The organism is Rhizobium phaseoli (assembly GCF_010668805.1).
GTDB classification, from domain to species: domain Bacteria; phylum Pseudomonadota; class Alphaproteobacteria; order Rhizobiales; family Rhizobiaceae; genus Rhizobium; species Rhizobium phaseoli_A.
In genome coordinates this window covers 45081-71783 of sequence record NZ_WUFT01000010.1, presented here as the reverse complement: position 1 = coordinate 71783, position 26703 = coordinate 45081, and the positions used below count along the sequence as shown (strand labels likewise).

The following is a 26703-nucleotide window of genomic DNA, read 5'->3' as shown; positions in this document are numbered from 1 at the left end:
TTACATCAATTGCGTTATGCTATAACGTGTGCGATAGCAGGACGCAACAGCACTTTCGGAAAAATTGATGCTCTCTCCCGCAAAGTCCCCGGCTGGTATCAGGGCCGAACCGCTGGTTTCGCTTGAGAATGTCGGCGTTCTTCGCAATGGCCGCTGGCTGGTGCGCGGCGTCGAATTTTCCGTGTCGCGCGGCGAGATCGTCACGCTGATCGGGCCGAACGGCTCCGGCAAGTCGACCAGCGCCAAGGCGGCGATCGGCGTGCTAAAGCCTGACGAAGGCAGGGTGGAGCGCAAGGCCGGCCTCAAAGTGGGCTATGTTCCGCAGAAGCTTTCGATCGACTGGACGCTGCCGCTTTCGGTGCGCCGGTTGATGACGCTGACCGGCCCGCTGCCGGAGCGTGATATGCTTTCGGCGCTCGAATCCGCCGGCGTTGCTCACATGCTTGATGCCGAAGTGCAGCATCTCTCCGGCGGCGAGTTCCAGCGGGCGCTGATGGCCCGCGCGATTGCCCGCAAACCCGATCTGCTGGTGCTCGACGAGCCGGTGCAGGGGGTTGATTTCTCAGGCGAGATCGCGCTCTACGACCTGATCAAGTCGATCCGCAATGCGACTGGCTGCGGCATCCTGCTGATCTCGCACGATCTCCACGTCGTCATGGCCGAGACCGATACGGTCATCTGCCTTAACGGCCATGTCTGCTGCCGCGGCACGCCGGAGGCAGTCAGCCGCAGCCCGGAATATGTGCGCCTGTTCGGCAGCCGGGCGGCGCAGACGCTTGCCGTCTACAGCCATCACCACGACCATACGCACCTGCCGGATGGGCGCGTGCAACATGCCGACGGCACGGTCACCGATCACTGCCACCCCGCTCATGGTCCCGAACGGGACCATGAGCTTGACGGACATCACGCGCACGACCACGACCATGCGCAGGATCACGACGATCGCCATGGACATGAGCACCCGCATGCCCATTCTCACAGTGGGGAGGGCCGCCATGCTTGACGATTTCTTCGTGCGCGCCATCCTTGCCGGCGTCGGCCTGGCGCTGACGACGGGGCCGCTCGGCTGCTTCATCATCTGGCGGCGCATGGCCTATTTCGGCGATACGATCGCTCATTCGGCGTTGCTCGGCGTCGCGCTGTCGCTGCTCTTCGAACTCAATCTGACGCTGGCGGTCTTTGCCGTCGCCGCGCTCGTGTCGGTGCTGCTGCTCTTCCTGCAGAAGCGACAGGCGCTGTCGGCCGATGCGCTGCTCGGCATCCTCTCGCATGCCACACTGGCAATCGGCCTTGTCATGGTCGCCTCCATGAGCTGGGTGCGGATCGATCTCATCGCCTTCCTGTTCGGCGATATCCTTGCCGTCTCAACGACCGACATCGTGCTGATCTGGGGCGGCGGGCTCTTCGTGCTCGTGGCAATGGCCTGGCTCTGGCGGCCGCTGCTGGCTGCGACCGTCAATGCCGAGCTTGCCGAGGCCGAGGGGCTTAGGCCTGAGCGGGCGCGGCTGTTCTTCATGCTGCTGATGGCCGTCGTCATCGCCATCGCCATGAAGATCGTCGGCATCATGCTGATCACCTCCCTGCTGATCATTCCGGCGGCTGCGGCGCGACGCTTTTCGGCGACGCCGGAGATCATGGCGGTGCTCGCCTCGCTGATCGGGGCGGCCGCCGTCGTCGGCGGGCTGTTCGGCTCGCTCACCTACGACACGCCGTCGGGCCCATCGATCGTGGTCGCGGCGCTGATCCTCTTCATGCTCAGCCTGCTTCCCGCCAGGCGTCACCGCGCGGCCATGCAAGGACAAGGTTCATGACGACACCGCAACTCACCAAGAACCAGTCGCTGGTCTTCGACGTGCTCGAAAAAGCCGAAGGACCGCTCAGCGCTTACACCATACTCGACAAGCTGCGCGACCACGGGTTTCGCGCGCCGCTGCAGGTCTACCGGGCGCTGGAAAAGCTGCTCGAATACGGTGTCGTCCATCGGCTCGAAAGCATCAATTCCTTCGTCGCCTGCGCCCATCCGGGCGATGACTGCCACAGCCATGGCATCGTCGCCTTCGCGATCTGCGAAAGCTGCGGCCAGGTGATGGAGTTCCACGACCACGAGGTCGACCATCGGCTGATGGCCTGGGTGCGGGGGCAGAAGTTCAAACCAGCGAAGACGACGATCGAGATCCGCGGTTTGTGCGAGGCTTGTGCGGCGTAAGCGGCCACATTATCCGTCGGCGCCTTATCCTATCGCACGAAATCCCTGACCTGCACATACAAGGCAGGGCGGGGAGGCGGCGTGCCCGAAGGTGACGATCCACGCGTTGTTTCCTCTGGGTGTTTGCTGCAGATCAATACACAAAGCGATGACTCAAAAAGGTGAGGCCGCGAGAGCGGCCCCACCTTTTGCATTTCTGTGTGGGTAAGGTTAGTCCGGCTTGGATTCAGAACCGCCCTTTCCGGAGCCGCCATTGTCGCCCTTTCCGGAGCCGCCATTGTCGCTGTTGCCGGAGCCGCCATTGTCGCTCTTTCCGGAGCCGCCGTTGTCGCTCTTGCCGGAGCCGCCATTGTCGCTCTTGCCGGAGCCGCCATTGTCGCTCTTGCTGGAGCCGCCATTATCGCTCTTGCCGGAGCCGCCGTTGTCGCTCTTGCCGGAGTCGCCATTATCGCTCTTTCCGGAGCCGCCGTTGTCGCCCTTGCCGGAGCCGCCATTGTCGCTCTTGCCGGAGCCGCCATTGTCGCTCTTGCCGGAGCCGCCGTTGTCGCTCTTGCCGGAGCCGCCATTATCGCTCTTGCCGGAGCCGCCATTGTCGCTCTTGCCGGAGCCGCCATTGTCGCTCTTTCCGGAGCCGCCATTGTCGCTCTTGCCGGAGCCGCCATTGTCGCCCTTGCCGGAGCCGCCATTGTCGCTCTTTCCGGAGCCGCCATTGTCGCCCTTGCCGGAGCCGCCATTGTCGCCCTTGCCGGAGCCGCCATTGTCGCCCTTTCCGGAGCCGCCATTGTCGCCCTTTCCGGAGCCGCCATTGTCGCTCTTGCTGGAGCCGCCATTATCGCTCTTGCCGGAGCCGCCGTTGTCGCTCTTGCCGGAGCCGCCGTTGTCGCCCTTGCCGGAGCCGCCATTGTCGCTCTTGCCGGAACCGCCATTGTCGCCCTTGCCGGAGCCACCATTGTCGCTCTTGCCGTGACCGTGATCCTTGCCCTTGTCACCGTCGTGATGATCGCGGTCCTTGTCGTCGTGATGATCGCGGTCCTTGTCGCCGTGGTGATCGCGGTCCTTGTCACCGTGGTGATCGCGGTCCTTGTCGCCGTGGTGATCGCGGTCTTTGCCACCGTGATGATCGCGGTCCTTGCCGCCGTGATGATCGCGGTCTTTGCCACCGTGATGATCGTGGTCCTTGCCATCACCGGTGTCATCTCCGCCGCCGGTATCGTTTCCGCCACCGTCCGCAACTTGGTTGCCGCTGTTTTCGGTAGTCGAGCCGGTGTTCGATGTTTTCTTGCCGCTGCCGGTGCCCTGGCTGCTGGGGTCGCTATCTCTCGGGCTGAACTTGCTGCCGGCCGGAATTGATTTGGTCGGCATGCACAGCCTGTATTCGAGTGTGCCGCGAACTGCGCTGTTGCAGTTAACCACTGCCGGGGCTGCGGTTGCCAAGCTGCTGCTTGCCAGAAGCGAAGCAAAGGCAATGCCCAATTTCGATGCTCTGCTGATCATTTCACTCGTCTCCCAAGGTTAACTGAATGTTAATGGAGAGACTTCTTATACTAACGATCAATTAACGTGAAGAATAAACAATAGTTAACCTGTTTCAGTCCTATAATAAGGTTAAATTCGCAAGTATAAAATTTTAATAAATTTTTAGACCGACTCTGCTATCGTGACGATACAAATAAGGGGAATCGGCTATGGCGCGTCTCTTTTCTCTTGCTGCTATCTCATTCATTCTTCTGGCTTTTCAGGCTGTTGCCGGGTCATCGCTGCCTGTAACGAGAAGCATCGGCGCGCCTGTGGGATTCGGCGCAGCCTGCGCCAAATACAAATGGCTGTGCGGCAGGATGGCGACGCAACAGCTGAACGACGCGGCAGGCATGGCGCTTCTTCAAAAGGTCAATCGTGCTGTAAATGGACGCATCATTCCCGCAGAAGATCGCCCCTCTTCCGGATCCAAGGATGTTTGGTCTCTCCCGGTCGCCGGCCGTGGCGACTGCGAGGACTACGCCCTCCAGAAGATGAAGGACCTGATAGAGGCTGGTTTTCCCTCGAACCGGTTGGCGCTTTCCGTGGTCATCGGACCGCATGATCAAAACCATGTCGTTCTCATTGCCCGGACGGACGGTGGCGATTTCGTACTCGATAATCTGAGCAGCGCCGTGAAGCCCTGGCGCATAACCGGCTATACGTTTCTGGCCACGCAGGATTTCCGGTCGCGAACGGGCTGGCGCGTGACGCTTGCTGGTCCTCGCGCCGGTGAGTTCTCCTGAACCAGACGCGTCGTCGTTCAATCGCATCGCCAAGGTGTCTGACACCGGCAGCCCGGTCTCGGCCGCGAATTGGTCCTGTCTTGCAGCCCGAAACTCTCCTGCTGGCAATGGCGAAATCGGGTGCACGTGCGGTAAATTCGACGAGGAATTGTGTGCCCGAAACACGGCCCAGCGCGTGAATCATGTAAGAATCGGAAACACTTTGTGACTAAGTGTCTCCAAAATCAGCGTTTTTTGACTTGCCGCTTAAGAAGAGATGAAGGATATTCTGCAAACGTTGAGGGAAGCCTTCATGATCAGAATGATTGAAAACCCTGCCGAACTGGCTGGCGAGGATATCACCGGCAAATATATTCTCCGGAAGCTGAACTATCATTGGTTCGCTTACGGCAAAGCGGCTATTGTGACCGCCTGCAAGGGAACGATCCTGCATCTCGAGCGGGAAGAGACGGTCTATTCCGAGCGGTGGGGCCGTCGCGCCTATACCGGAGCCGGCAAGCGCTACCCCGGCGGCATCTGTCCCATTTCGGCGATCGCCTGCGTTTGCGATACGCCCGATGATGTCAATGCCGTCATTCAACTGGATGTCGAGGCGCAGGACGAATTCTATCAGCTGATCGCCAAGGCGGAAGCCAGGGTTCAGGCGCTTGCCTCTTCCTCACGAAGCAGTCAGTTTCTCGAAGCTGCCGAATAAGGCGGTTTTTTCAACGAAATCAGTCGTCATTGCGGTAGCCTTGGCATAGCGCTGTCGCTCTGCTCTCTCGATGTTCCGATCCTCGCCGACCTGCTCATCGTGGTTTTCTTCGCTGTAGACTGCCACTTCTCTCCAACCACATCCTGAGGTGCCCCGCAGGGTCCTCGAAGGACGGGGCCGGCCACCACTTCTGAATTACCCGATCAGCCGATCTGCTTGAGATCGCGCGCGAAGCGTTGCCAGTTGGCGACATAGTTTTCCGCCGAACGGCGGATGGCTTCGATTGCCGCCGCGTCGAGCGAGCGCACGACGCGGGCCGGTGCTCCGACGATCAGGGAATTATCGGGGAATTGCTTGCCTTCGGTTACCAGCGCATTGGCGCCAACAAGGCAGTTGTTGCCGATCTTCGCGCCGTTCAGAATGGTGGCGCCCATGCCGATCAGCACGTTGTCTCCGAGCGTGCAGCCGTGGAGGATGGCGTGGTGGCCGATGGTGCAGCCTTTGCCCGTGGTCAGCGGGAAGCCCATGTCGGTATGGGCCATCACACCCTCCTGGATGTTGGTGCCTTCGCCGATTGTGATCTTCTCGTTGTCGCCGCGCAGCACTGCGCCGAACCAGATGCCGACATTCTCGCCGAGTTCGATCTCGCCGATGATGTTGGCGTCCGGTGCGATCCAATAGAGGCCGGCGGCGGGCAGTTTCGGCGTTGATCCGCCGAGCGCGTAAACCGACATGGCTCTCTCCTCAAACGACCTCGACCGATAGGGTGGCGACGCCGTCGATGCCGCAACTGATGCGATCGCCCCTGGCGACCGCACCGACGCCGGCAGGCGTGCCGGTCATGATGATATCGCCCGGCGCCAGCGTGAAGAGCTTCGACAGTTCGGCGATGATTTCCGGCACCTTCCAGATCATCTGGTTGAGATCGCCGTCCTGGACAGGCCTGCCGTTCTGTTCCAGCCAGATCTTTGCCTGCGAGGGATGGCCGAGGCGGCTTGCCGGAACTATCGACGAGACGGGGGCGGAATGTTCGAAGGCCTTGGCCAGTTCCCAGGGACGGCCGAGCTTCTTGGCCTCGCCCTGCAGGTCGCGGCGGGTGAAGTCGACGCCGACGGCATAGCCGTAGATGCAGTCGAGCGCGTCTGCGGTCTTGATGTTGGCGCCGCCGGATTTCAGCGCAAGCACACATTCCACCTCGTAATGGACGTCGTTCGAGAGCGGCGGATAAGGAAAAGCATTGCCGGCCGGCAGCAGGTTATCGGCATTCTTCTGGAAGAAGAAGGGCGGCTCGCGGGTGGGATCATGACCCATCTCGATCGCATGGTCGGCATAGTTGCGCCCTACGCAATAGACGCGGCGCACCGGAAAACGCTCGGCGCTGCCTTCGACCGGGAGCAAAACCGGTTGCGGAAGCGGGATGACGGTTGCGGGATCGGACATGAGCGGGCTCTTTCTGTTTTCGAAGTCTGGCAGCACCTTAGACGGAAAACATCGCGCCGGGGAAGCGTCTTGGGTGTCCGGCTTCGATGCATTGACGCTGTCAATGTCGCAGGTTAACGTTGGCCATGGATAGGATTTTTGCAGTTTCAACACAGTCTACGACCACCGCGCCGCGGGGGTTGGTAGACGCGTGAACTGAATTCCGTTCATTGCCGCTGAGACCAACCCGCCGGAGACGAGCGGGTTTTTTGTTGCCGCTCGTGTCCCAGTATTCGAGGACGAAATCGTGGATATCCAGAAACATATTCTTGCGGAGCGGGCGCTGGCCGTTGCCCGCCGCTGCGTCGCCAGCCGCTTTGCCGAGGCCGCTTTCGTCTACGTGGCTGGTTCGCTCATGCGTGGCGATGGGACTGCGTTTTCGGATATTGATCTGGTGGTCGTGTTCCCATCGCTGGAAAGAGCCTGGCGGGAGTCGTTCACTGAGGACGGTTTCCCGGTCGAGGCCTTCGTCCACGACGAACAGACGCTGGCGCATTATCTTCATGCCGATGCGGAGAGCGGCTGCCCCGTCATGGTCACCATGGTGGCGACAGGCAGCATCGTGGGGCCGGATTTCGACCGCGCACGCATCGTTCAGGCCAGGGCCGAAAGCATGCTCGCGGCAGGGCCGAAACCTCTTGCCGGCGCAAGCTACGACATGCTGCGCTATCACGTCACCGATCTTGCCGACGATCTGCGCGGGTCGCGCCCGCCCGAAGAGGTCGCGGCCATCGCCGCGCAGCTCTATCAGAAACTCGCCGACCTCATCCTCCTCGGGCGTGGGGCGTGGGCCGGCCGCGGAAAGTGGGCGCCGCGTCTCATGAGAGCGCTCGACGCACAATTGGCAGCCGAATTCGAAGGGGCGTTCAGGCTGGCGGCAGGGGGCGACGCTGCGCGATTGCTGGCTTTGGCCGACCGCGAGCTTGCCTTGCATGGCGGCCGCTATTTCGAGGGGTTCAGGCAGGAGGCGCCGCTGGAGGCGCGTCGCCTGGAATAGTCAAGCTGACGGGTTTCCAGCACGGAATGGAAGAATCCGCGGCTACGCTCTGGCTCCCGGCTCGGTGCGGCCAATGAAGAGAGCCTCCCTCAGAGGCGTGTCCTTCGAGGCTTCGCCCTGCGGGCTGCGCACCTAACGGAGGTTGGTGGTCCGCGCACCGACGGTTTCAATCCATTATATCATCCGCAACCGTGAGCTGGTCAGCCGACATGGCCGCAGACGCTGTTGAACGTCTCTCGTGCGAAAACAAAACTAAACAGGTCCTTCCATGCTAATCTCCTGAACCATCGGAAGGATGGATGTGATGGCAATGCTGGAAACGGATAAGGTGTTCGCAGGCTCGGTTCCGGAAAACTACGACCGCTATATGGTGCCGTTGATTTTCGAGCCGTACGCTGCCGATCTTGCGGGGCGGGCAGCGTCCTTCTCGCCGAGCGCCGTGTTGGAAACCGCCGCGGGCACAGGGGTCGTCACCCGTGTATTGGCGCCAAGATTGTCGTCAGGCGCAAGCTATGTCGTCAGCGACCTCAACCAGCCGATGCTCGATTATGCCGCTTCCCGGCAAACGCCCGACAGTCGCATCCAATGGCGCCAGGCGGATGCTCTGGCGCTGCCGTTTGAGGATCGGACCTTCGATCTCGTCTGTTGTCAGTTCGGGGCGATGTTCTTTCCCGACCGGCCGGCTGCCTATCGCGAAGCAAGGCGGGTCCTGAAATCGGGAGGTCATTTTTTGCTGAGCGTATGGGATCGCATCGAAGAGAATGTGTTTGCGAACGATGTGACGAATGCTCTCGCCAGGATTTTCCCGAACGATCCGCCGCGCTTCCTGGCACGCACGCCGCACGGCTACCACGATAAGGACCTGATCCGGTCCGAACTCGAGGGCGCAGGTTTCTCCCATGTGGTGATCGAAACGAGAGCCGAGCAAAGCCGCGCATCCTCGCCCCGCATTCCGGCCGTTGCCTATTGTCAGGGCACGCTTCTTCGCAATGAGATCGAGGCCAGAGAGACGGGAAAACTGGAGGCTGCGACCGATTACGCTGCATCCGCGATTGCAGACAGGCATGGCGGCGGCGAGGTTGCTGCCAAAATTCAGGCACATGTCATCGTGGCCGTGGCCTAAAATCATCCTGTTTTAAATTAACAGTAGAGCATGATGTCGCCCGGAAACCGCACACACTTTTCGGCATCATGCGCTAGAGCCGGCGAACGCCCGTAATGCATGCCTAGCCGAGAGCGCCTCGGGCAGCGCAGATCCTGTCGATCAGAGCATCAAGTTCATCCCTTTGCGGACGGCTTGCGGGGCGTCCGTGAAGGCTCGCGCCATTGCAATAAGCTGCCAGTTGGATAAGGTGAATTGTAATATTATTAAAACCAGAGGATGAAAGAAGCATGCCGAGTTCGCGATTTTTCAGAGCAAATCATATTCTAACTCCCATGCTTTTCGTAGCTTTGGGTCTGTCTGGATGCGTTACCACCAAGGATGGTGTTCAAATCTCCGAGGATCATAGTCGCGCCCTGAGTGGAGAGCGGACGAAAATGGGCCAGTCTTACAATTTGAATGCAGACTGCACCGCTGCGACAATGCCGAGCATAAAACTAGTGCAGCCCCCGGCGCATGGATCGGTAGAATTCGTAAGCGAAAAGATTTTTTCACATTATGCGACAGGCGCCGCCCAGATTAGGTGTAATTCCAGGCGATCTCCTGGCAAGTCCGAATATTATACTTCCAATAGCGGATACTCCGGAAAGGATATGTATAAGGTGAGGGTGTCCTACGGCGAAGGAACAATCAAGGACGTAACCGTCAATATCAATGTAAGAAAGAAATAGAGTAAGGCCTTCGTCATAGTATTTTCAGCCGGTCATTCTTCGATAAACGAGGCGGTGGCGTGTCCGCGGTGCACTGTCGCCATCATTCCACGCCTCCCGGTTATCCTAACCAAGTGCGCCTTGGGCGGCGCAGATCCTGTCGATCAGAGCATCGAGTTCACCCCTTGGCGGACGGCCTTTGGCCAGGCGCTGCTTGAGGTGCATGATCGGCTCGGCCAGGATTTCATCCAGGCTCTCGGCGCAGGTGAAATCGCCGGCCACGCGCTTGACCTTCGAATTGTCGAAGATTGCCGTCCAGGCCTTGTCGCCGAGCAGCGGGCCTACCCACTCCGGATTGTATTTGATCAGGGTGTCCGTCGGGATGTGGACGATCTTCGCCTCGACGCCCAGTAACTTTGCGATGGTCTTTTGAATATCGTCCCAAATATGCGCGCGATCGGAGGTGATGTGGAAAATATCGTTGAGCGCTGCCTCCTTGCCGAAAAGCCCGACGAAAGGCACTGCGAAATCGACGGCGCGGGTCAGTGTCCACGGTGTGTGGCCATCGCCCGCCACGATGGTGGGCTCGCCATCGAGCATGCGTCTTGCCATGACGTCGCTGTCGCCCATCATGATCGGCAGGCCGGTGCGAACGGTGTGGCTGGGGCGGACGATCGTCCAGGCGAGATTGCTGGATTTCTTGAGCAATTCCTCGCAGGCAATCTTCGCCTGGCTGTATGGCCAGTAGGGATTGATCGCCGGGGTGTCCTCGGTAATCACGTAGTGACGCGGCGGCTTTTCATAGACCGAGGCCGACGAGATGAAAATATACTGACCGCAATTGCCCGCAAAGACCTCGATGTCGCGCGCGACCTGATCGGGCGTGAAGGCGATGAACTGGCATACGACATCATAGTTGGCCTTGGCGAGATCCGCATAGCTGCTTGATCCCAGTTCGCCGACGATCGAGGTCACCCCCTCAGGCAGCGGGTTGCTTCTCAAGCCGCGATTGTAGACGCTGACATGATGGCCCTGAGCAACGGCCCGCTCGACGCATGGATAGGAGATTTGGCCGGTGCCGCCAATGAAAAGAACTTTCAAAGCCATGAGAGTGACCTCGGGGTCTGCGCGGGATCGATGATGGCTCTTCATAGCGCGAAAGAACTTGATCGTCTCCCAGAAATCTCGCCATCGTCCCTAGATGCCTGGAAGCGGCCTCTGAGGGCGAGGCGGATGTTCTGGGCGGTGATGGATGCAAGGAGCAGCGTTGCGGCGTGTCCTTCGAGGCTCCGGCCTCTGGTCTGCACACTTCCCGATGAGGAGCGTTGGAGGATGCAGCGTCCAGATGAAAAGTGCGGAGGATATTGCGTCCTGGCCGCACCTAGATGAGAAGTGCCGAGGATATCCCTCCTCGATGAAGAGGTAGACGATGTTCGACAAAGAATTCAATGGCGCCGCCTCGCCGACAGTGAGGCATACAGCGCGATTGTCGCTCAGGGCTCCTGCGCCAACGGATATTCATTTCCTGACCGAGCTTTTCTCTCGACCGGAACTGGTCGCACACCGACCCGTGCCGCGGCCGGACTCGCCCGAAGAAAGTACTGCGCGGCTTGCCCGTGATATCGGGCATTGGAAAGATCATGGGTTCGGGCGTTGGGCGGTCGAAGCGAACGGCGCGCTGATCGGTTTCGGCGGCGTGACCGTTTCGCAAGAATTCGGCGGCCTCAATCTTTCGTATCATCTGCACCCCGAAAGCTGGGGGCAGGGATATGCCACGGAATTGGTCCGGGAAACACTGACCTTTGCCTTCTACGATCTGCATGCGGAGCGGGTGATCGGTTTGGTCCGCCCTATCAATGTCGCGTCAAAGCGCATTCTGGAGAAATGCGGCTTTCACTTCGACCGCGGAGTGATGCTGCACGGCGCACCGACCAATATGTACGCCCTCGACGAATTCCGGACTTAGGAGTTGACGTGGACGTTCGGGTTGGCCGGTTTGCGCGGGCCCAAAACCGTTGCGCATTTTTGCTCGCTCTAAGGTATCAGCAAGATACTTCCCGCCGAACGTCCCGACTCCAGTTCTTCATGGGCCGTCGCAACATCTGTCAGGCTGTATTCGCCGCCGATCTGAGAGACGATCCCTGTTTCCATTGCCCGCACTGCCGCTTGAGCGGCCTCACGATATCTATCGATATCAGCGCACCAAGCCATGATGCTCGGGTGAGAGAGCGCCTTGCCTGGCCGGAGTTCCTCGACCGGAACGGGTGGAACTGGACCGGCGGCCTGGCCGATGCTGACAGCCATGCCGAAAGGTCGGACCGAGCGGATGCTTTTAACAAGCATGTCGCCGCCAATTCCGTCAAAGGCGACGTCGACACCGTTTCCGCCCGTCAGCCGCTTGACCTCAGCGACAATATCCGCTGCCCGTCCAACCACCAGATGATCGGCTCCGTAGGAGGCGGCCAGTGCTGCCTTCTCAGCGCTGCTGACCGTGCCGATCACCGTGGCATTGAGCGACTTTGCCCAACGAACAAGCATGCTGCCCAGTCCACCGGCGGCCGCATGAACGAGAACAGAACTTCCGTCACGCACATGGAAGGTCTTCGTCAACAGCATGTAAGCGGTCATGCCTTTGAGCAGCGAACTTGCCGCCGTTTTGGCCGAAATCACCTTGGGAAGCGTGATTGCACGGTCGGCGGCGATGTTCCGCGTCGAACAGTAGGCTCCGACCGGCGGTCCCGCATAGGCGATATGATCGCCCTCTTTGACGCTGTCGACGCCGGGACCGACAGCTTCGACGACGCCCGCGGCCTCCACGCCGATCACTGCGGGATATGCGGGCAGAGGGTAGATGCCCTTGCGGTGATAGACGTCGAGAAAGTTGGTTCCGATAGCGTGGTGGCGGATTTGGATCTCGCCTTTCCCAGGGAGATCGACACGTTGATCATCGACCTGGAAGTGAGTGACGTCGCCCGGCGAGTTCAGCAGTATGATCTGATCTGTCATCGTTTTGTCTCCTTGATGCAGACAAACTACTCGGTGGCGAGATGCGTAAAAATTCCCTATTATCGCCCAATGATTGGGAGAGAATTCACACAAATCGATTGGGACGACCTGCGGCATTTCTTGGCGCTCGCACAGTCCGGAACGTTTCTCGGCGGGGCCAAGCAGCTCGGCGTTGAACATGCGACAATAAGCCGACGTGTTGCATCGCTGGAAGCCAGACTGGGACGCAAGCTCATCGACCGTCGTGGACGGCGCGTCGTTCTAACCGCCGATGGCGAACAGGTTGCCAGGCATGCAATGCTTATCGCCACGCAAACTGCTGCAATCGAGCAGCTTGGTCGCAGCAGCTCGAGTGAATTGCGTGGACATGTAAGGATCAGCGCTCCTCCCGCGCTTTCGAGCGTACGTCTGGCGCAGCCAATCGTGGCCATCCGGCGAGACCATCCAGCCGTCCAGATCACGCTTGTCGGCGAGAAACGGCTCGCGTCGTTGAATCGACGGGAGGCGGACATCGCCGTGCGGTTGTCGCGACCAGAAGATGGCGACTATTCCATCATCAAGCTGGGCGAGATCACCTTCGACCTCTATGCCTCAAAGTCATATCTCGAAACCGTTGGGCCATCCGAATGGACTTTTATCGGCTATGACGAAACCATGAACGCCTCGCCCCAGCAGGTCCGTCTTTTTGAGCTGGCCGCTGGCCGGCCAATAGCGGTAAGATCATCCGTACTGGAATTTCAGGCCGCGGCCGCGAGACTTGGTGGCGGCGTCGTCATGCTCCCGGATTTCGCCGTCGCGGAATCCGGCGATCTCCAACGCATCACGGACGAACATGCTCTTGCAAGGGACGTGTGGTTGGTCGTGCATTCGGAGATCAAGGATGTCCCCTCTGTGCGCGTGGTCGTGGACGCGCTCAAGCCCGCCTTCGGGAAGTAATCGGCTGCCAAGCGTCAAGTTTCAGCGCTGCCCAAGACCGTCATTCCCCGCCGTCGCCAACCAGCTCATCCCTGACAATCGCGTAATAGGGCGCAAGCTCGGGCAGGTCAGCCGCCAGCGTCTCGAAGACGGGGTCGGATGGCGCGAGCGTGCCGGCATATTTTGCCTCGATGAACACCCGGTGGGCGGCGAGGGACTGCGGATCGGCCTTGTAGAGGACGGTGAAGACCGGCGACGGCACGGTACGGCCCTTGACGATGATCCGGTCGAGCTCGACCACGGTGTAAGTGTCGGCGACCAGTCTTGCGGTCTCCTCGCCAAGCAGCAGTGCCACGCCATAATTCTTCGAGGCGCCTTCCAGGCGGGAGGCAAGGTTGACGCTGTCGCCGAGGCAGGAATAGTCGAAGCGGCGGGTCGAGCCCATATTGCCGACGATGCATTCGCCGGTGTTGATGCCGACGCCCATCCTCAGGTCGTGCGGCTTGCCGCCACGCGTGGCCGCCTCCCGCTCCAGCTGGTTGTTCAGCCGCGAAATCGCCATTTGCATCGCAAGCGCGGCGCGCACGGCGTGGAGGGCATGGTCGGGATCGTCGAGCGGCGCGTTCCAGAAGGCCATGATGCAGTCGCCCATATATTTGTCGATCGTACCGCCATGGTCCATCACTACCTCGGAGAGCGGCGTCAGCAGCCGGTTGATCAGACCGGTCAGTTGCTCCGGATCGTCCTTCAGCGTCTCGGCGATGGTGGTGAATCCGCGCACATCGGAGAACAGCACGGAGAGCGTGCGCCGCTCGCCGCCGAGCTTCAGCTGCGAGGGATCGTTCGACAGGCGCTTGACGAGATCGGGGGAGATATATTGGGCGAAGGCGCGGATGATCTGCCGCTTGTTGCGGCGCTCCTCGGCATAATCGAAAGCGGCCTGGCCGAAGACGACCGAGATATAGGCGACGGTCGGGCCGAGCGGCGAGACGAAGACATGGGCAAGTCGGATGCCGGCAAAGCTGACGGCGGCGAAGGCGAGCAGAGCCGCCGCACTGGTGACGATCGTCAGCCATCCCGTCGAGCGCCAGACGGTCGTGGCGGCAAGCAGCACCGATATCAGGATGCAGGCTGCAACCATGGGCAGGCGGGCTTCCGCGATCGACAGGCCAGCGCGGATATTGTCGTAGATCGTCGCCTGGATCTCGACGCCGGAGACGAGTTTGCCGGTGTGAACCGTATAGGGCGTCGCAAAGGCATCGACACCGCCCTTGTCGATCGCGGGCGCATTCTGCAGGCTGAGGCCGACGAGAACGACGCGACCCTTGAAATAATTCCGCGGCAGCAAATTCTCAGGGTCGAGCGCCTGGTAGTAGGAGACCGTAGGATAGCTGCGGGCCGGGCCGAAGGACTGGATGAGCCGGCCGGCCGGCAGGATCTCCGCCGGCGTTCCCGACGTCTTCGCCAGCATGGCGGCAAAGCCGTCCTCATAGCCCGGAATGCGGCGGAAGATGCCGTCGCCGCTGAGATCGATCGAAGCGATGCCGGTCGCAGCGCCCGCTTGCGTCAGCTGCGGCAGCGGCGTGGCACGGATCAGCTGCGAAGCCTGTGGCGTCTCGATCAGCGTTTCGTCGCCGGCGAGCACGACGTCGGTGCCAACGGCTTCGGTGATTGCCGCATCATTATCCGGGTTCGAAGGTTCGGCCATGATGATGTCGAGGCCGATGACACGGGCGCCGGCGGCGCGCAGCTGTCTCACGAGTTCGGCATGCAGGCTGCGTGGCCAGGGCCATTGCGCGTTGATATCGGCAAGCGACGGCTCGTCGATCGCAACGATGACCGGCCCGTCCGGCGGCGGGCGTGGATCGTCTGCAGTCGAGAGATAGTCGAAGCTTCTGAGTTCCAGCAGCGACCAGGCGGGCAGGCGTGACAGCAACGAGATGGCGATCAATACGGTCAGCGACAGCGCCAGCAGCCTGAGGTGACGGTTTCCGGCTTGCCCGCGGGTCGTCCCAGCCTGCCGAGACTTATCCTGATCCCGCATCAGAAGCGGACTTTGAGGGTGCCCTTGAAGGCGCGGCCCCAACCGGGCACACCGGGCGTGATCTCGAACTCCTCATCGAGCAGGTTATAAGCGGCTGCTTCGAGTGCGATGCGCTTGTCCAGCGGTTCCCAGATCAGGTGCGCGTCGAGGCTCCAATAGTCGTCAAGCTTGGTGCCGAGGTCATCGCCGTCGCGCTCGCCGACATAATTGGCGGCCACTGTTGCCTTGACCTTGGCCTCGTTGACCCAGGTCAGCGCGATCTGGCCGGAATTCTTCGGGATAAATGGCAGGGAGCCGCCGTAGTTCGGCTCCAGCGGGTCCTTGTTCTCCGATTCCATGTAGGCGTAGGTGGCCGAGAGGCCGAAACCGGCGCCGAGCGCGATATTGGCGGTGACGGCGGCGCGGTCGATGCTGCCGCGGGACAGCGGCAGGCTGTCGGCCGCGGGAAGCGCGATCAGCGGCAGGTCGATCGAAAAATCATGCAATTCCTGGTGCTGGTATTCGACCGAGGTGAAAAACCGGTCGGTCCATTCGGCATCCCATTGCAGTGCGGCCGTATCGGCATAACCCTCGATGCCGATCGAATATTGGTTGGCCTGCAAACCAAGGATGCCGATCGGGGCGAGAGTGGGAACGCCGGTGTCGAGGCTCTGGCGCATGAAGGCGGCGCGCAGCCAATGGTTCTGGGCAGGTGTCCAGGCAAGGCCGAAGCGTGGTTCCAGACGGCTGACGTCGACTCCGTCGCCTTCCATATGCGTGCCGAAGAGAGCGTATTCGCCCTTGAGATCGGGTGTGATCTCGTGCAGCACGTCTATGTAGGCGCGGCTGATATTGACGCGGTTGCTGAATGTGTCCGGGCCGGTCGTGGTCTCTGGGATGATCACGACGCGCGGAAAGAGTTCATGCAGGCGAGAAGAGGTGGTTGTGCTGGCATCGATCCAGCCGCCTTCGATGCCGTACCGCCACGTCAGCGGTCCGCTGCCGATGGAATGGCTGAGCGCGCCGATATAGGTTTTTGAAGACAGATCCTCGGTCCCGTCCAAAAATGGAATGATGTCAGGATCGCGCAGGCCGAGAACCGGCGCATCGTCGACCTGAAGGGCGGTGGACGTCTGCGATTTGCTTTCCGAATAGAGGAAGGCGCCGTTCAATATATTTTCGTAGCCGAAGGTATGGCTCCAGCCGAGGCCGGCATTGGTGGTTTCGGTGATATTGCGCCGATAGTTGTATTCCGACGAGACTTCCGTTGGAATCCCGGCGCCCAGCAGGTTGAGGAAGTCCGTCAGTGACGAGCCTTGCGTCAGTGCGTTCAGCGTTCCATCGTTCTTGGCATGGTTGACATAGGCCACCACGCGATCGTCGGGCGTCACCGTTGCCGTCAGATAGCCATTGCCGCCGATAAGCTTGTTGTCGGTCTGGAAGCCGCCGAAATCGCGATAGTCGCCATCGAGCGCCAGTTCTTCCCAGGTCAGGTTGCCGAAGAAGCTGAGCGGGATAGTCTCGTTCGAAAAACCCTGGATTTCGGCCTCGCCGATGCGCCTTGTATGGCCGTCGACGCTGTTGATGCCGCCGCCGAGCGAGCCTTCGATGAACGGCGTGCGCAGCAGCGTTGCCGAACGAGAGCGGCCGGAGAGCATGTGCGGATCAAGCAGCAAGCCTTGGATAAAGGACGAATAGCTCGATGCGTTGCCGCGGTTCTGGATGACATTGTCATCGCTGAAGCTCGTTGCGTTGACGTAAGGGAAGATGCTGCCCTTGATCGACTGGTCGATATAGCCGCTGCCTTCGAAGGGACTGAAGACCGCGTCCCCGTAATAGCGGCCCCAGGCATCCAGGCCCTGCAGGCGAAAAGCGTTGTTCAGCGTCGAGCCGGCGTCCTCATTGGCGCCAAGCTCGCTGTAGTCGCCGCCGCGGGCGCGCGAGCGGCGGAGAAATTCCTGCGCGTTGCGGATCGCGCCGTCGGCGTCGTAATCGTCGATATCGACGGCGGTGCGGAAGGAGGAGATGACCGGATCGTTCTTATCGAGCCTGTCGGCATTGTCGACCGCTTGCTCGGAGGGGATGCGGTCGCCCTTTTCGTAATGGGCGGCGGCGAGCATCAGCTGCGATTGCGAATGGGCGGGATTGGCGGTGCTGGCGGCCAGCAGGTCCTCCAGCGCCTTGTCGCGCTCGCCGGTCTGCAGGTAATAGCGGCCGCGGGCGAGGAGGGCGATGTCAAAGGAGGGATCGGCGGCGAGCGCCGCATCGATTTCGCGCTTGGCGTCCTTCATCCTGGATTGGTCGAGATAGAGGATGGCAAGATTGCCGTGGGGGACCGGATCCTGCGGATCGAGGGCGATCGCCTTTAGGAACGCAGCCTCGGCCTCGCCATTGGCGTCGCGGGCGCTTTGCAGCAGGCCCATCGAGTTCAACGATCCCGAAGCGCCCGGCGCAAGCTCGATGGCGCGGTTCAGGTCGGCCAGGGCGCCATCGATATCGCTTTCGTAGCTCGCCTTGTAGGCGGCGCGTGCGGCAAGGGCGATCGGATGATTGGGATCGAGCGAGAGGGCGCGGTTCACCGCCTCCTGCATCTCAGCGCGGTCATCGATCAGCTGCGCCAGCTGAGCGCGGATCGCGGGCAGGGTTGGGTCATCAGGAAAACGCTTTTCCGCATCCTTGATCAGGTCGACGGAGGCGCGGGGATTTTTGAGGAAGCCTGCGGTGTAGGCTTGCATGATCGCGCCATAGGGGCCGACCGCTGATGACGGCGGCTTTTCGACATGGGCTGGATCGGCAAGCGAACGGGCGAAATAGCCGCCATACTGCGCCATGTTCCGGCGGGCCGGATCGAGATGCGGCAGTGCCGCCGCAAACAGCCTTGCGGCTTCGTCATAGCGTTTTTCGGAGCCGGCGATCGTGGCATCAATCAGGTCGACGCGCGCCTTCTGGAGGGTGGTCAGCTTGCGCCGGCGAACCTCCTGAAGTGTCTTTGCGGCGACCTGCCGGCCGTCGAAGGCGCTCTGCACTTCGGCAAGCTCCAGCCAGTCCTCGGTGGTGCGACGGTCCGCCGGCAAAGCCAGCAGCCGGCGGCGCTCATCGGCCATGCGGCCTGCCGGCAACGGAGAGGTCGGCATCAGGCCGAATCCATCACGCAGGTTCAGGTAGAACAGCATCTGTTCGCGGTCGTCAGGCGTGACGATCACCAGCTTGCGTGGTGCCTGGCCGATGGTGGCGACCGCCCCTTCGCCTTCGTTCACCTCGACGCTACCCTGCGGGTTGCTAAGCGCCACGCGGCCTTCCAGCACGATCATCGAGGTCTTGTTGCCCTCGACCGTCATGGTCCAGTCGGTGCCGCGGATGGCGGCAGCGGCCGCTGGTGTTTCGACCGTCAGCCCCTGGCCGCCTCGCTCGGCGCGCGCCCAGATCGTTCCCGATTGCAGCTCCAGAGTCGTGTCGCCACTTGCGGCCATTTTCTTGACCTGCAGCGATGAATTGCGGCCGAGGCGAACCTGGGTGTGATCGGAAAAGACGATGGCGAGCTGGCCATTGGCGTTGGTGCGCAGTACGTCGCCGGTCAGAAGATCCTGATTGATATCGACGACACGCCAAGTCGATACGTCGATGAAACGGACCTCTTCGCCGGTCTTGCGGGCGATGACCGACCCGGCGACCGGTGTTGCACGCTGTACCGGCTCAGCCATTGCCGACGGCGCGAAACCGGGCATCGCAAGCGCCAGCGCCATGCCAGCCCGACAGATGTTCTTGGAATAACCCCGCATGACCCAGACCCCAACCCCACTTCCCCTTTGTCTGTGTAGAGTGGAAAAGTCAAGCGTGTTGCACACGTGTTCTTGCTTTCGTCTCCAAGTGTAATATCAGAGAAACACTTGATGGCGGAGTATTCATGTGAGCGAATTCGAAACTGCAACTGAGGTTATGCTAAGCCATCCGTCGAGCGCGGATATCGGCGTCGAGTATTTCGACCATATCAAGAAAATCAACGACATATTCTATGATCAGATCAAGATATCCGATCAAAAGGCCGCCTATATCTTCACGTTTATGCTGGCCTTCCTGGTGAGCTCCAGCGAGGTGAGGGCGGTTTTCAGCCTGGGGCGTTATGTCAGCGGCACATCAGGGAGCACGCTGTTTTCCGGTTTGCTTGCCGCAGCCTCGGTCTTCTCAATCCTGTCAGCCATCCTCGTCGTGCTGCCGCGCCGTTTGGATAGCTCGACTTCGTTGTTCTGGGGCGCCTGGCAGAACCACCGAGACCTGTTCTTCGACGCGGCACTGCGGCGCGACGAGCGTTATCTCTTCGACCAATATCTCGAAAACGCCAACATCCTCTCCGCCATCGCTCGCAGCAAATACCGCTGCGTCACTTTTGCGTTTCGCGGTTTGATGGTGAGCGTCATCGCTTACGTGCTGCTATTGGTGGCGATGTGAGGATGGGTCGTTAACAACACTCATTTGCGCTGAGCGCACGCCATGCCAAGAATGCAAGGGCGGTGAGACGGGCGCGCCGAAGCGCGCCCGTCCTCTTCAATTCTCGACCTCAAGAACGAGTTCCAGCTCGATCGGGACGCCAAGCGGCAGGCTGGCGACGCCGAGGACGACGCGGCCGGAGAGTTTTTCCTCGCCGAAGACCTGGAGCAGCATTTCCGACGCTCCGTCCGCGACTTTCGGGTGGTCGCGGAAATCCCCTTCGGTGGCGATATAGACGCCGAGCTTGACGATCCTGACGACCCTGTCCAGCGAGCCGAGATAGTCCTTGGCGGCCGCCAGCGCACTCAGTGTTGCCGTCTCCGCCGCCTTCCTGCCGTCCTCTGATGTCAGCTGGCCGCCGACATGGCCGATATAGCGCGGCTGTCGGTTGATAACCGGCAGCATGCCGCTGAAGAAGACCAGCTTGCCTGATCTGACCGCCTCGACATAGGCCCCCAGGGGTGTCGGTGGCGGGGGAAGGGTGATGCCGAGTTCCTGCAGCCGGCGTTCTGCGCCGGCTGCCTGCACTTGCGGGTGGTTTACCATTTGCCCAGATGTGCGCCGCCGTCGACGTGCAGCACCTCCCCGGTGACGCGCGGAGCTTCGGTCAGGAAGACAACCGCATCGACGACTTCCGCGACGTTGGAAATGCCAGCCATCGGCGACAGCGTGCTCAGGAAGTCCTTCGGATTGTCCTTGTGCAACGGCGTATCGACGACCCCCGGAGCCACGGTGTTGACGCGGATTCCCTCGCTTGCATATTCCATCGCCAGGTTCTTCGAGATCGCGTCGATGCCGCCCTTGGTCATCATCGCTACCGAGGCCGAGAAGCCGGCGATCGGATGATCGATCAGCGGTGTGGTGATGCTGACAATGCTGCCGCCCGATTTCTGGGCGAGCATCTGCCGGACGACCAGCTGGGTCAGGTGGATGAAGCCTTCGAGATTGGTCGAGGACAACTTGCGGAAGTCGGTCATGGTGTAATCGACGAACGGCTTGCTGAAGAAAATGCCGGCATTGTTGACGAGGGCGTCGATCGAGCCGAACCGGTCGATCGCGGTCTTTGCGACCCGCGCGGCGGTTTCGGCCTCGCCGATGTCGCCGTCGACGAGCGCCAGTCTGTCCGACGCCTGCAAGGCATCCGAGGCGCTGACCTGGCGCGAGGTGGCGACGACATTATAGCCGCGCTTGATGAAGGCGTTGACGAGCCCGGCTCCGATACCCTGGGAGGCGCCCGTGACGATGACAGTCTTTGCGGTAGTCATGTTGAACTCCATAATTCGGTCGGGCAACGGAGGTCTTGCGTTTGCAAAAGGCCGGGTCGCTCGAGATGGGGCAGCTGCGAATGCGCCTCCATCGGGTTATGATCGTTTTCGCAAGGTGAATATGGCGAAAACTCCATTCCTCGATTAGACGGAAATATCTGGATTCTCTTTTGCATCTATGCAAAAATCGCGGCATGGCAGACCTGAACGACATCGCGGTTTTCGTGACGGTGGCGCGGTACGGCAGCTTCAGCCGCGCCGCCCATTCTCTCGGCATGCCGGTCTCGACCGTCAGCCGCAAGGTGACGTCGCTGGAAGAGCAGCTTGGTGTGACGCTGCTGCAGCGCACGACCCGCAAGCTTAGCCTGACGGCGCAGGGCCGGGCCTATTTCGATCAGTGCAGCGAGCCGCTCGCCCATCTTATCGACGCCGAGCAGGCACTCACGGAAACGCAGAAAAAGCCGGAAGGTCTTCTAAAGATCTCCGTGCCCGTCATTTTCGGACAGGAGGTCTTCTACGAATTCGTATCGTCCTTCCTGAAGACCTATCCCGAGATCCAGGTCGATCTCTTCGTCACCAACCTGTTCCTCGATCTGATCGCCGAGAATATCGATCTCGGCATCCGCTTCGGCGAACTCAAGGATTCCTCAATGGTCGCACAGCGGCTCGGAAAGAGCGTGCGCTATCTGGTCGCCGCGCCGGACTATCTGAAAGGCAGGCCGCTTCCCTTAAAGCCCGACGACCTGAAGGAGCATCGGTGCGTGCTGCTGAACGGCCGCAACGGCGAAGCGGAATGGCATCTGGTCAGCGGCGGCAAGTCGGTCCGCCAGCAGGTGTCGGGGCCGGTCTCGAGCCGGGATTTCGACGCGGTGAGTGCCTTCACCAATCGCGGCCACGGCATCGGCCTGCTGCCTTCGACCTATTGCGACGACGAGATCAGAAGAGGTGCGCTCATCCGCCTGCTGCCGGACTGGTCGTCCGAAGAAATATTCGTGCATGCCGTCTATCCCACTCGCCGCTTCCTGCCCGCCAGATTGCAGGCCTTCATCGACGCGCTGAAAGCATGGAAAAATCCTTTGTGGCTGCCGCTGCATTGAGCCGGCCATCACTGAAAATTGAAGCTGCCTGCGGGGCCGGGCGTCCAGCGGCGGCCAAGCTGTGCTAAGGTTGCGCTTGGATGGCGCGGGGATTTGCCGATGCTGACGACAGTTGCGGTGCTTATGGGTCTTTCCGGCCTCGTCCCGGCAGCGCAGGCAGGGGGAAACGAGGTCGACGTAACCCTGATCCTTGCCGTCGACACCTCGCGCTCGATGGATGTCGAGGAGATCGGCATCCAGCGCGAGGGTTATGTCGAGGCGCTCAAGCACAAGGAATTCATCGATGCGGTCAAGGGTGGGCTCACCGGGCGCATCGCCATCAGCTATTTCGAATGGGCGGGCTATGTCGTCCAGGGCTCGGTGATCGACTGGCAGGTGATCGAGACGGAGGCGGATGCGATCGCCTTTGCCGACAAGCTCGACGCCCGGCCGGTCGCCACGCAACGGCGCACCTCGATCTCTACCGCCATTGCCCAGGGCACCAGCATGATCATCGCTAGTCCCTTTCAGGGCAGGCGGGAGGTCATCGACGTTTCCGGCGACGGCCCGAACAACTCAGGCAATCCCGTGACACCAGCCCGCGACAGGGCGGTGGAAGCGGGCATGGTCATCAACGGCCTCGCCATCATGCTGCGGCCTTCCGATGCCCCCGACGGGCTCGACACATATTACGCCGATTGCGTCATCGGCGGCCCCGGCGCCTTCGTGCTGCCGGTCCACAAGATCGAGGATTTCGCGGTCGCCGTGCGCCGCAAGCTGGTGCTTGAAATCAGCGGCCTTCCGCCACCGGCGACGGTGCGCAGGATTGCGGGGGATGCGCCCGCGGACTGTCTGGTTGGTGAGAAACAGTGGCGGGATTTTTTCGAGCGGTGAGGGGGTGGCTTGCTTTCGCTTGCGCCGGGGGTGAAGCGAGAGACAATGAAAGACGTGCCGTGTGGCCCCCTCATCTGCCTGCCGGCATCGACCTGGGTCGAGCCACGGGTCTCGCCCCGTCCTTCGGACCCCCGAGGGGAGAAGCGGAATCGCGGCGGCGCCTCGCGTCCCTTGAAACCTCAGCTTGGGAATGAAGGTCGTGCGGCTTGCCCCTTCTCCCCAGCGGGGAGAAGATGCCGGCAGGCAGATGAGGGGGCAGCACGGCACGTCCTCCATCGTCCTTCGCTCCGCCTTGAGCGGCGAGCGAAAGGCAAGCGGATTGCACCATTGTTAAGAAGGAACACAGGCGCGACGAGCGTCTGCGTCCTCCAACCGCGATACCCATCTATAGCGGCAGCTCTCTGCCGGACTGTTCGCTGACCATGTAATCGGCGTACCAGTCCGGCCAGCCTTCGTCGTGCTTGCCGCCGTTTCGCTTTTCGTGTTCGCCGTGGGCGGTCGCCGCGCGGCGCAGCGCTGATGCAAGGTCGCTCGAGGTTGCGAAGGCTGTCTCGTCGGCGTCGATGCGTCCCGCCAATCGCGTGGTGACCTCTTGGAACAGCCAGCCATTGCCGTCGGGATCCTTGAACGAGGCGAAGGAGCGATAGCTACGGTTTTCGGGATCGCGGCCGGCGATGCGCAGCCGTCCGAAGAGATAGGGCTCGTCCTTGCCGGCATAGACGCCTGATGCGTCGTGGAACACGTCGCTGACCTCGACGCCGCGAGCGATGAGATCGCGGCGGGCGGCCTCGATGTCGGAGACGATAAGGTAGAGCCCCTGGGCGGAGCCGGGTGGCGCGGCGGTGACGTTCTTGCCGAAGATGATCGCGCAGCCGGAGCCGGGTGGAGTAAACTGGAGCACCCGGAAATCGGCATCATTGGCGAAGTCGGCGTCGAGCCGCCAGCCTAGGCTGTCGTAGAAACGTTTGGCGCGATCGACGTCTGAAACGGGGATGACGACAACCTCGAGCTTGGTGTCGACGGGCCGTGTTCTCGAATTTTCGATAGGGGTTTCACTGCGCATTGCATTGCTCATCTTCAGCTCCTTGAGGTTTGGGACGCATTAAGAATGGCGATACATGTCGGGGTCGAGTGGACCACAGCGCGGCGAGGGCGTCGAATCAATTATTCTGTCGGAACTGACCTGATGAAGACGGCGGGATCGGTCCCGCCGCCTCGGTTCGGAGGGAACCCCTTACGCAGCAAGAGCGGCGCGTGTCTTCCCGATCGTCAGCGCGGCCTTTGCGGCCTCCCGCCCTTTCTCGACGAAGTGCGCGCGGTAGATCTGCTTATGGTGCTCGGTTTCCTGATACTGATGCGGCGTCAGCGAAACCGAAAGCACCGGCACGCCGGTATCCATGCCGGCGCGCATCAGCCCGTCGACCACGGCCTGGGCGACGAATTCATGGCGGTAAATTCCGCCGTCGACGACGAAAGCGGCGGCAATGACTGCGCCATAACGCCCGCTTGCGGCCAAATCGCGGGAAAGCAGCGGCATCTCGAATGCGCCGGGAACATCGAACACATCAACCTGCTCGGGCGGCACGAGCTGGTAGAAGCCGTCAAGGGCGCGGTCGACGATGTCGGCGTGCCAGTTGGCTTTGATAAAGGCGTAGCGGGTGGGTGTCATGGTAATCTCCTTTGGCGAACAGACACATCACCCAAGGCGATCACGAACGTCCCCGACAGCCGCAAGGGCTGGGAACGTGCGTTCTCTTTCATCCGGACTATGACCGTCGGCTCAGGCATCTCACCTGATCTGCTGACCCTTCCGAGGAAGGCGCTCGCGGGCTCGCAATCGAAACTGCATACCGCCGGTAGGGACTTTCACCCCGCCCTGAGAACGGCCGGGACAATAGGGGGAAGACGAGGGGCTGGCAATAGGGCGAAATGCTTTCATCGCGGATGCGGGTATAGGGTGACGCGATCTCCACCTTAGCTGGCTGCAACCCACCGCGCCGGTGTCGGGCGACGGGGGCGGTGTGGCCCGGCGCACTTGCTGAGCGTGTATTTCCACCTACATGCTCACGCGAGGACACCCACGTCTAAACAGCATGACCCGCTGATCCCGCCCGAGGCGAGGCAGGCCATGACAACTATCGGAGAGCGTGATGCCAGAATCCTTCGTCGTTCACCGCGAGGCGCATATCGCGGCGCCGCCGGCCGCAGTGTTTGCGCTGATGACCGACCCGCAGAAGATCCTGCGCTGGATGGGGACGGAGGCTGATGTCGAGCCGCAGCCGGGCGGGCTCTATCTTGTCAACGTCACCGGTGCCCGCTTTGCGCGCGGCTCGTTTCGCGAGGTGGTGCCGGTTCATCGCCTTGCCTACAGCTTCGGCTGGGACGGCAGCGAGGTGGTGCCGCCGGGGTCGAGCCTGGTCGAGATCGACCTGATCGAGCAGGGGGGCGGAACACTGCTGCGACTCACACATAGCGGCCTGCCGAGCGCCGATCAATGCGCCGGACATGCGGAAGGCTGGGCGCATTACCTGGGGCGGCTGACCGAGGTCGCCGCCGGGCGTGACCCGGGTTCCGATGCATTTTACGGCAGGACATGAACGGTTTTTTGCGGGCCGGTGGATTGCCCTGAAGCGCCTGCCCTTGCGGGAAAACCAGTTGGCCGGCGCTGCAATGAGCCGTCCGAAAGCGCTTCTTTTTCGCCTGTAAACATGAACGCGAAGTTCATCTCCAGTTCAATTTGGCGGCCCTAGGGTGGGAACGGCTGGATGAAATGGAGTTTCCGATGAAGGCACTTTCTATCGCGGCTGCCTTGCTCGCTGGCAGCCTTTCGGTCGCCACAGCTGAGGCGATGCCGATGGGGACAATCAGTGTCCAGAGCAATGTAAAAAGCGATGTCACCAAGGTCGACTATGCGTGCGGCCGCGGCTGGCATCTGACCCGCTGGGGCGAATGCCGGCCAAACTGGCGAGGCCCGCCGCCGGTAGCCTTTTACGGCGGTCCGCCCCGCTGGGGCTGGGAGCGGCGCCACCGGGATTGGGATGGTCCGCGCTGGCGCGATGAGCGGCGGGGCGATCACCACCGCCGTTGGCGGGATGACGACTGAAGCCTTCCCTGCGGCAAATTGACGAGGGCCGGTGCGATATTTCGCCCGGCCTTTTCTCTTGAATGTTACGACTGTGGTCAGGTCAGATTTTGCTGACCAGCCAGTACTTGCCGTCGATCAGTTCTTCGAGTTCGATCGGATCCTTGACGCCGAATTCATACCATTCGACAAGTTCCTTCGCCTTCCGGCTGCTCTCCTGTGCTGTCAGCTCGACCTGATGCCTGTCGCACCACCGCCGAAGGATCGACGTCAGCAGCGTCATGTCATTTCCATCCAGCGGATCTTTCGGCCAAAAAATCGTGCCCATCGTACCCCTCACTCACACGATGACGAACAGCCGCATAATGGAAGCAAAACGGCGCAGGTTTAAAGCGTTATTTTTTGCTTTTCACCGTGATGGAAGAATCTCGAGAGGAATTGTCTGCGTGGAATGGCTCCAGGAGCCGACAGGGCTTCAGAAGGCATCCTTGCGGACGTCCCGGGG

The 26703-nt window shown here is 61.1% G+C and carries 26 protein-coding genes and 1 riboswitch; of the genes, 14 read left to right on the top strand and 12 right to left on the bottom strand.

Annotation, left to right across the window (positions count from 1 at the left end):
* Positions 1-67 precede the first annotated feature (67 nt).
* From GR197_RS16905 to GR197_RS16895, 3 genes are read left to right on the top strand one after another with little or no spacing between them, the layout of a single operon-like run.
* Complete coding sequence (locus tag GR197_RS16905) at positions 68-1006, top strand: ATP-binding cassette domain-containing protein (RefSeq protein ID WP_164011474.1); 939 nt, start codon at positions 68-70, stop codon at positions 1004-1006.
* Positions 999-1814: an iron chelate uptake ABC transporter family permease subunit gene (locus GR197_RS16900; protein WP_164011472.1), complete on the top strand. Its 816-nt coding sequence runs from the start codon at positions 999-1001 to the stop codon at positions 1812-1814. Before GR197_RS16905 ends, GR197_RS16900 begins: the two co-directional genes overlap by 8 nt.
* Entirely contained in the window at positions 1811-2209 is a 399-nt protein-coding gene (locus tag GR197_RS16895; RefSeq protein WP_164011470.1) for a Fur family transcriptional regulator, read from the top strand. Before GR197_RS16900 ends, GR197_RS16895 begins: the two co-directional genes overlap by 4 nt.
* Before the next feature lie 210 nt (positions 2210-2419).
* On the opposite strand, the gene GR197_RS16890 is transcribed toward GR197_RS16895, so the two are convergent.
* A complete protein-coding gene (locus tag GR197_RS16890) occupies positions 2420-3703 on the bottom strand; it encodes a hypothetical protein (protein WP_164011468.1) in 1284 nt (427 codons plus the stop codon).
* A 191-nt stretch (positions 3704-3894) separates the two neighbouring features.
* Between GR197_RS16890 and GR197_RS16885 the strand changes: the two genes are divergently transcribed.
* Positions 3895-4470: a transglutaminase-like cysteine peptidase gene (locus GR197_RS16885; protein WP_164011467.1), complete on the top strand. Its 576-nt coding sequence runs from the start codon at positions 3895-3897 to the stop codon at positions 4468-4470.
* 292 nt (positions 4471-4762) lie between these two features.
* Complete coding sequence (locus GR197_RS16880; RefSeq protein WP_164011465.1) at positions 4763-5164, top strand: hypothetical protein; 402 nt, start codon at positions 4763-4765, stop codon at positions 5162-5164.
* A gap of 203 nt (positions 5165-5367) precedes the next feature.
* Here the strand turns inward: GR197_RS16880 and GR197_RS16875 are convergent, their stop codons facing one another.
* Both GR197_RS16875 and GR197_RS16870 read right to left on the bottom strand, forming a co-directional pair.
* Complete coding sequence (locus GR197_RS16875; protein WP_164011463.1) at positions 5368-5898, bottom strand: gamma carbonic anhydrase family protein; 531 nt, start codon at positions 5896-5898, stop codon at positions 5368-5370.
* A 10-nt stretch (positions 5899-5908) separates the two neighbouring features.
* Positions 5909-6604: a fumarylacetoacetate hydrolase family protein gene (locus tag GR197_RS16870; protein ID WP_164011461.1), complete on the bottom strand. Its 696-nt coding sequence runs from the start codon at positions 6602-6604 to the stop codon at positions 5909-5911.
* A 283-nt stretch (positions 6605-6887) separates the two neighbouring features.
* Here GR197_RS16870 and GR197_RS16865 point away from each other — a divergent pair, with 283 nt between their 5' ends.
* Positions 6888-7640: a nucleotidyltransferase domain-containing protein gene (locus tag GR197_RS16865; RefSeq protein WP_164011850.1), complete on the top strand. Its 753-nt coding sequence runs from the start codon at positions 6888-6890 to the stop codon at positions 7638-7640.
* Between the two features lie 310 nt (positions 7641-7950).
* Positions 7951-8763 (top strand): class I SAM-dependent methyltransferase, encoded by an 813-nt coding sequence (locus tag GR197_RS16860; protein WP_164011848.1) that lies wholly within the window; start codon positions 7951-7953, stop codon positions 8761-8763.
* 815 nt (positions 8764-9578) lie between these two features.
* Here the strand turns inward: GR197_RS16860 and GR197_RS16855 are convergent.
* Positions 9579-10559 (bottom strand): SDR family oxidoreductase, encoded by a 981-nt coding sequence (locus GR197_RS16855; protein WP_164011459.1) that lies wholly within the window; start codon positions 10557-10559, stop codon positions 9579-9581.
* Positions 10560-10881: 322 nt separating this feature from the next.
* Here GR197_RS16855 and GR197_RS16850 point away from each other — a divergent pair, with 322 nt between their 5' ends.
* A complete protein-coding gene (locus tag GR197_RS16850) occupies positions 10882-11418 on the top strand; it encodes a GNAT family N-acetyltransferase (protein ID WP_164011457.1) in 537 nt (178 codons plus the stop codon).
* A gap of 68 nt (positions 11419-11486) precedes the next feature.
* On the opposite strand, the gene GR197_RS16845 is transcribed toward GR197_RS16850, so the two are convergent.
* Complete coding sequence (locus GR197_RS16845; RefSeq protein ID WP_164011455.1) at positions 11487-12458, bottom strand: quinone oxidoreductase family protein; 972 nt, start codon at positions 12456-12458, stop codon at positions 11487-11489.
* A gap of 69 nt (positions 12459-12527) precedes the next feature.
* Here GR197_RS16845 and GR197_RS16840 point away from each other — a divergent pair, with 69 nt between their 5' ends.
* Positions 12528-13394 (top strand): LysR family transcriptional regulator, encoded by an 867-nt coding sequence (locus tag GR197_RS16840; protein ID WP_164011846.1) that lies wholly within the window; start codon positions 12528-12530, stop codon positions 13392-13394.
* A 40-nt stretch (positions 13395-13434) separates the two neighbouring features.
* On the opposite strand, the gene GR197_RS16835 is transcribed toward GR197_RS16840, so the two are convergent.
* Entirely contained in the window at positions 13435-15417 is a 1983-nt protein-coding gene (locus tag GR197_RS16835; RefSeq protein ID WP_164011453.1) for a CHASE2 domain-containing protein, read from the bottom strand.
* Positions 15417-19175, bottom strand: a complete 3759-nt coding sequence (locus GR197_RS16830; RefSeq protein ID WP_164011451.1) for a FecR domain-containing protein — start codon at positions 19173-19175, stop codon at positions 15417-15419. Before GR197_RS16830 ends, GR197_RS16835 begins: the two co-directional genes overlap by 1 nt.
* Before the next feature lie 127 nt (positions 19176-19302).
* Here GR197_RS16830 and GR197_RS16825 point away from each other — a divergent pair, with 127 nt between their 5' ends.
* The gene (locus GR197_RS16825) at positions 19303-19842 is read left to right on the top strand and encodes a Pycsar system effector family protein (RefSeq protein WP_164011449.1); all 540 of its coding nucleotides are present in this window, start codon (positions 19303-19305) and stop codon (positions 19840-19842) included.
* 96 nt (positions 19843-19938) lie between these two features.
* On the opposite strand, the gene GR197_RS16820 is transcribed toward GR197_RS16825, so the two are convergent.
* On the bottom strand, positions 19939-20427 hold the full coding sequence (locus GR197_RS16820; RefSeq protein WP_164011447.1) for a RidA family protein: 489 nt from the start codon (positions 20425-20427) through the stop codon (positions 19939-19941).
* Positions 20421-21146: an SDR family NAD(P)-dependent oxidoreductase gene (locus tag GR197_RS16815; protein WP_164011445.1), complete on the bottom strand. Its 726-nt coding sequence runs from the start codon at positions 21144-21146 to the stop codon at positions 20421-20423. Before GR197_RS16815 ends, GR197_RS16820 begins: the two co-directional genes overlap by 7 nt.
* A gap of 194 nt (positions 21147-21340) precedes the next feature.
* On the opposite strand from GR197_RS16815, the gene GR197_RS16810 reads away from it, so the two are divergent.
* Together GR197_RS16810 and GR197_RS16805 are read left to right on the top strand one after the other, a co-directional pair.
* Positions 21341-22243 (top strand): LysR family transcriptional regulator, encoded by a 903-nt coding sequence (locus GR197_RS16810; RefSeq protein WP_164011444.1) that lies wholly within the window; start codon positions 21341-21343, stop codon positions 22241-22243.
* A 99-nt stretch (positions 22244-22342) separates the two neighbouring features.
* Positions 22343-23116: a DUF1194 domain-containing protein gene (locus tag GR197_RS16805; RefSeq protein WP_164011442.1), complete on the top strand. Its 774-nt coding sequence runs from the start codon at positions 22343-22345 to the stop codon at positions 23114-23116.
* A gap of 385 nt (positions 23117-23501) precedes the next feature.
* Here the strand turns inward: GR197_RS16805 and GR197_RS16800 are convergent, their stop codons facing one another.
* Positions 23502-24191 (bottom strand): VOC family protein, encoded by a 690-nt coding sequence (locus tag GR197_RS16800; protein WP_164011440.1) that lies wholly within the window; start codon positions 24189-24191, stop codon positions 23502-23504.
* Between the two features lie 159 nt (positions 24192-24350).
* Positions 24351-24785, bottom strand: coding sequence for a 6,7-dimethyl-8-ribityllumazine synthase (locus GR197_RS16795; protein WP_164011438.1), 435 nt, complete (start codon positions 24783-24785; stop codon positions 24351-24353).
* Between the two features lie 76 nt (positions 24786-24861).
* Positions 24862-25004, bottom strand: a riboswitch (FMN riboswitch).
* Positions 25005-25266: 262 nt separating this feature from the next.
* On the opposite strand from GR197_RS16795, the gene GR197_RS16790 reads away from it, so the two are divergent.
* On the top strand, positions 25267-25713 hold the full coding sequence (locus GR197_RS16790) for an SRPBCC family protein (RefSeq protein WP_164011436.1): 447 nt from the start codon (positions 25267-25269) through the stop codon (positions 25711-25713).
* Between the two features lie 185 nt (positions 25714-25898).
* A complete protein-coding gene (locus GR197_RS16785) occupies positions 25899-26219 on the top strand; it encodes a GCG_CRPN prefix-to-repeats domain-containing protein (protein WP_164011434.1) in 321 nt (106 codons plus the stop codon).
* Between the two features lie 82 nt (positions 26220-26301).
* Here the strand turns inward: GR197_RS16785 and GR197_RS16780 are convergent, their stop codons facing one another.
* On the bottom strand, positions 26302-26526 hold the full coding sequence (locus GR197_RS16780) for a hypothetical protein (RefSeq protein ID WP_164011432.1): 225 nt from the start codon (positions 26524-26526) through the stop codon (positions 26302-26304).
* Between the last annotated feature and the right edge of the window lie 177 nt (positions 26527-26703).

What these genes read in the sequence shown, in the direction of transcription:
- GR197_RS16905 (WP_164011474.1), top strand. Translation starts at nt 68, where the DNA reads ATGCTCTCTCCCGCAAAGTCCCCGGCTGGTATCAGGGCCGAACCGCTG.
- GR197_RS16900 (WP_164011472.1), top strand. Translation starts at nt 999, where the DNA reads ATGCTTGACGATTTCTTCGTGCGCGCCATCCTTGCCGGCGTCGGCCTG.
- GR197_RS16895 (WP_164011470.1), top strand. Translation starts at nt 1,811, where the DNA reads ATGACGACACCGCAACTCACCAAGAACCAGTCGCTGGTCTTCGACGTG.
- GR197_RS16890 (WP_164011468.1), bottom strand. Translation starts at nt 3,703, where the DNA reads ATGATCAGCAGAGCATCGAAATTGGGCATTGCCTTTGCTTCGCTTCTG.
- GR197_RS16885 (WP_164011467.1), top strand. Translation starts at nt 3,895, where the DNA reads ATGGCGCGTCTCTTTTCTCTTGCTGCTATCTCATTCATTCTTCTGGCT.
- GR197_RS16880 (WP_164011465.1), top strand. Translation starts at nt 4,763, where the DNA reads ATGATCAGAATGATTGAAAACCCTGCCGAACTGGCTGGCGAGGATATC.
- GR197_RS16875 (WP_164011463.1), bottom strand. Translation starts at nt 5,898, where the DNA reads ATGTCGGTTTACGCGCTCGGCGGATCAACGCCGAAACTGCCCGCCGCC.
- GR197_RS16870 (WP_164011461.1), bottom strand. Translation starts at nt 6,604, where the DNA reads ATGTCCGATCCCGCAACCGTCATCCCGCTTCCGCAACCGGTTTTGCTC.
- GR197_RS16860 (WP_164011848.1), top strand. Translation starts at nt 7,951, where the DNA reads ATGCTGGAAACGGATAAGGTGTTCGCAGGCTCGGTTCCGGAAAACTAC.
- GR197_RS16855 (WP_164011459.1), bottom strand. Translation starts at nt 10,559, where the DNA reads ATGGCTTTGAAAGTTCTTTTCATTGGCGGCACCGGCCAAATCTCCTAT.
- GR197_RS16850 (WP_164011457.1), top strand. Translation starts at nt 10,882, where the DNA reads ATGTTCGACAAAGAATTCAATGGCGCCGCCTCGCCGACAGTGAGGCAT.
- GR197_RS16845 (WP_164011455.1), bottom strand. Translation starts at nt 12,458, where the DNA reads ATGACAGATCAGATCATACTGCTGAACTCGCCGGGCGACGTCACTCAC.
- GR197_RS16840 (WP_164011846.1), top strand. Translation starts at nt 12,528, where the DNA reads ATGATTGGGAGAGAATTCACACAAATCGATTGGGACGACCTGCGGCAT.
- GR197_RS16835 (WP_164011453.1), bottom strand. Translation starts at nt 15,417, where the DNA reads ATGCGGGATCAGGATAAGTCTCGGCAGGCTGGGACGACCCGCGGGCAA.
- GR197_RS16830 (WP_164011451.1), bottom strand. Translation starts at nt 19,175, where the DNA reads ATGCGGGGTTATTCCAAGAACATCTGTCGGGCTGGCATGGCGCTGGCG.
- GR197_RS16820 (WP_164011447.1), bottom strand. Translation starts at nt 20,427, where the DNA reads ATGGTAAACCACCCGCAAGTGCAGGCAGCCGGCGCAGAACGCCGGCTG.
- GR197_RS16815 (WP_164011445.1), bottom strand. Translation starts at nt 21,146, where the DNA reads ATGACTACCGCAAAGACTGTCATCGTCACGGGCGCCTCCCAGGGTATC.
- GR197_RS16810 (WP_164011444.1), top strand. Translation starts at nt 21,341, where the DNA reads ATGGCAGACCTGAACGACATCGCGGTTTTCGTGACGGTGGCGCGGTAC.
- GR197_RS16805 (WP_164011442.1), top strand. Translation starts at nt 22,343, where the DNA reads ATGCTGACGACAGTTGCGGTGCTTATGGGTCTTTCCGGCCTCGTCCCG.
- GR197_RS16800 (WP_164011440.1), bottom strand. Translation starts at nt 24,191, where the DNA reads ATGAGCAATGCAATGCGCAGTGAAACCCCTATCGAAAATTCGAGAACA.
- GR197_RS16795 (WP_164011438.1), bottom strand. Translation starts at nt 24,785, where the DNA reads ATGACACCCACCCGCTACGCCTTTATCAAAGCCAACTGGCACGCCGAC.
- GR197_RS16790 (WP_164011436.1), top strand. Translation starts at nt 25,267, where the DNA reads ATGCCAGAATCCTTCGTCGTTCACCGCGAGGCGCATATCGCGGCGCCG.
- GR197_RS16785 (WP_164011434.1), top strand. Translation starts at nt 25,899, where the DNA reads ATGAAGGCACTTTCTATCGCGGCTGCCTTGCTCGCTGGCAGCCTTTCG.
- GR197_RS16780 (WP_164011432.1), bottom strand. Translation starts at nt 26,526, where the DNA reads ATGGGCACGATTTTTTGGCCGAAAGATCCGCTGGATGGAAATGACATG.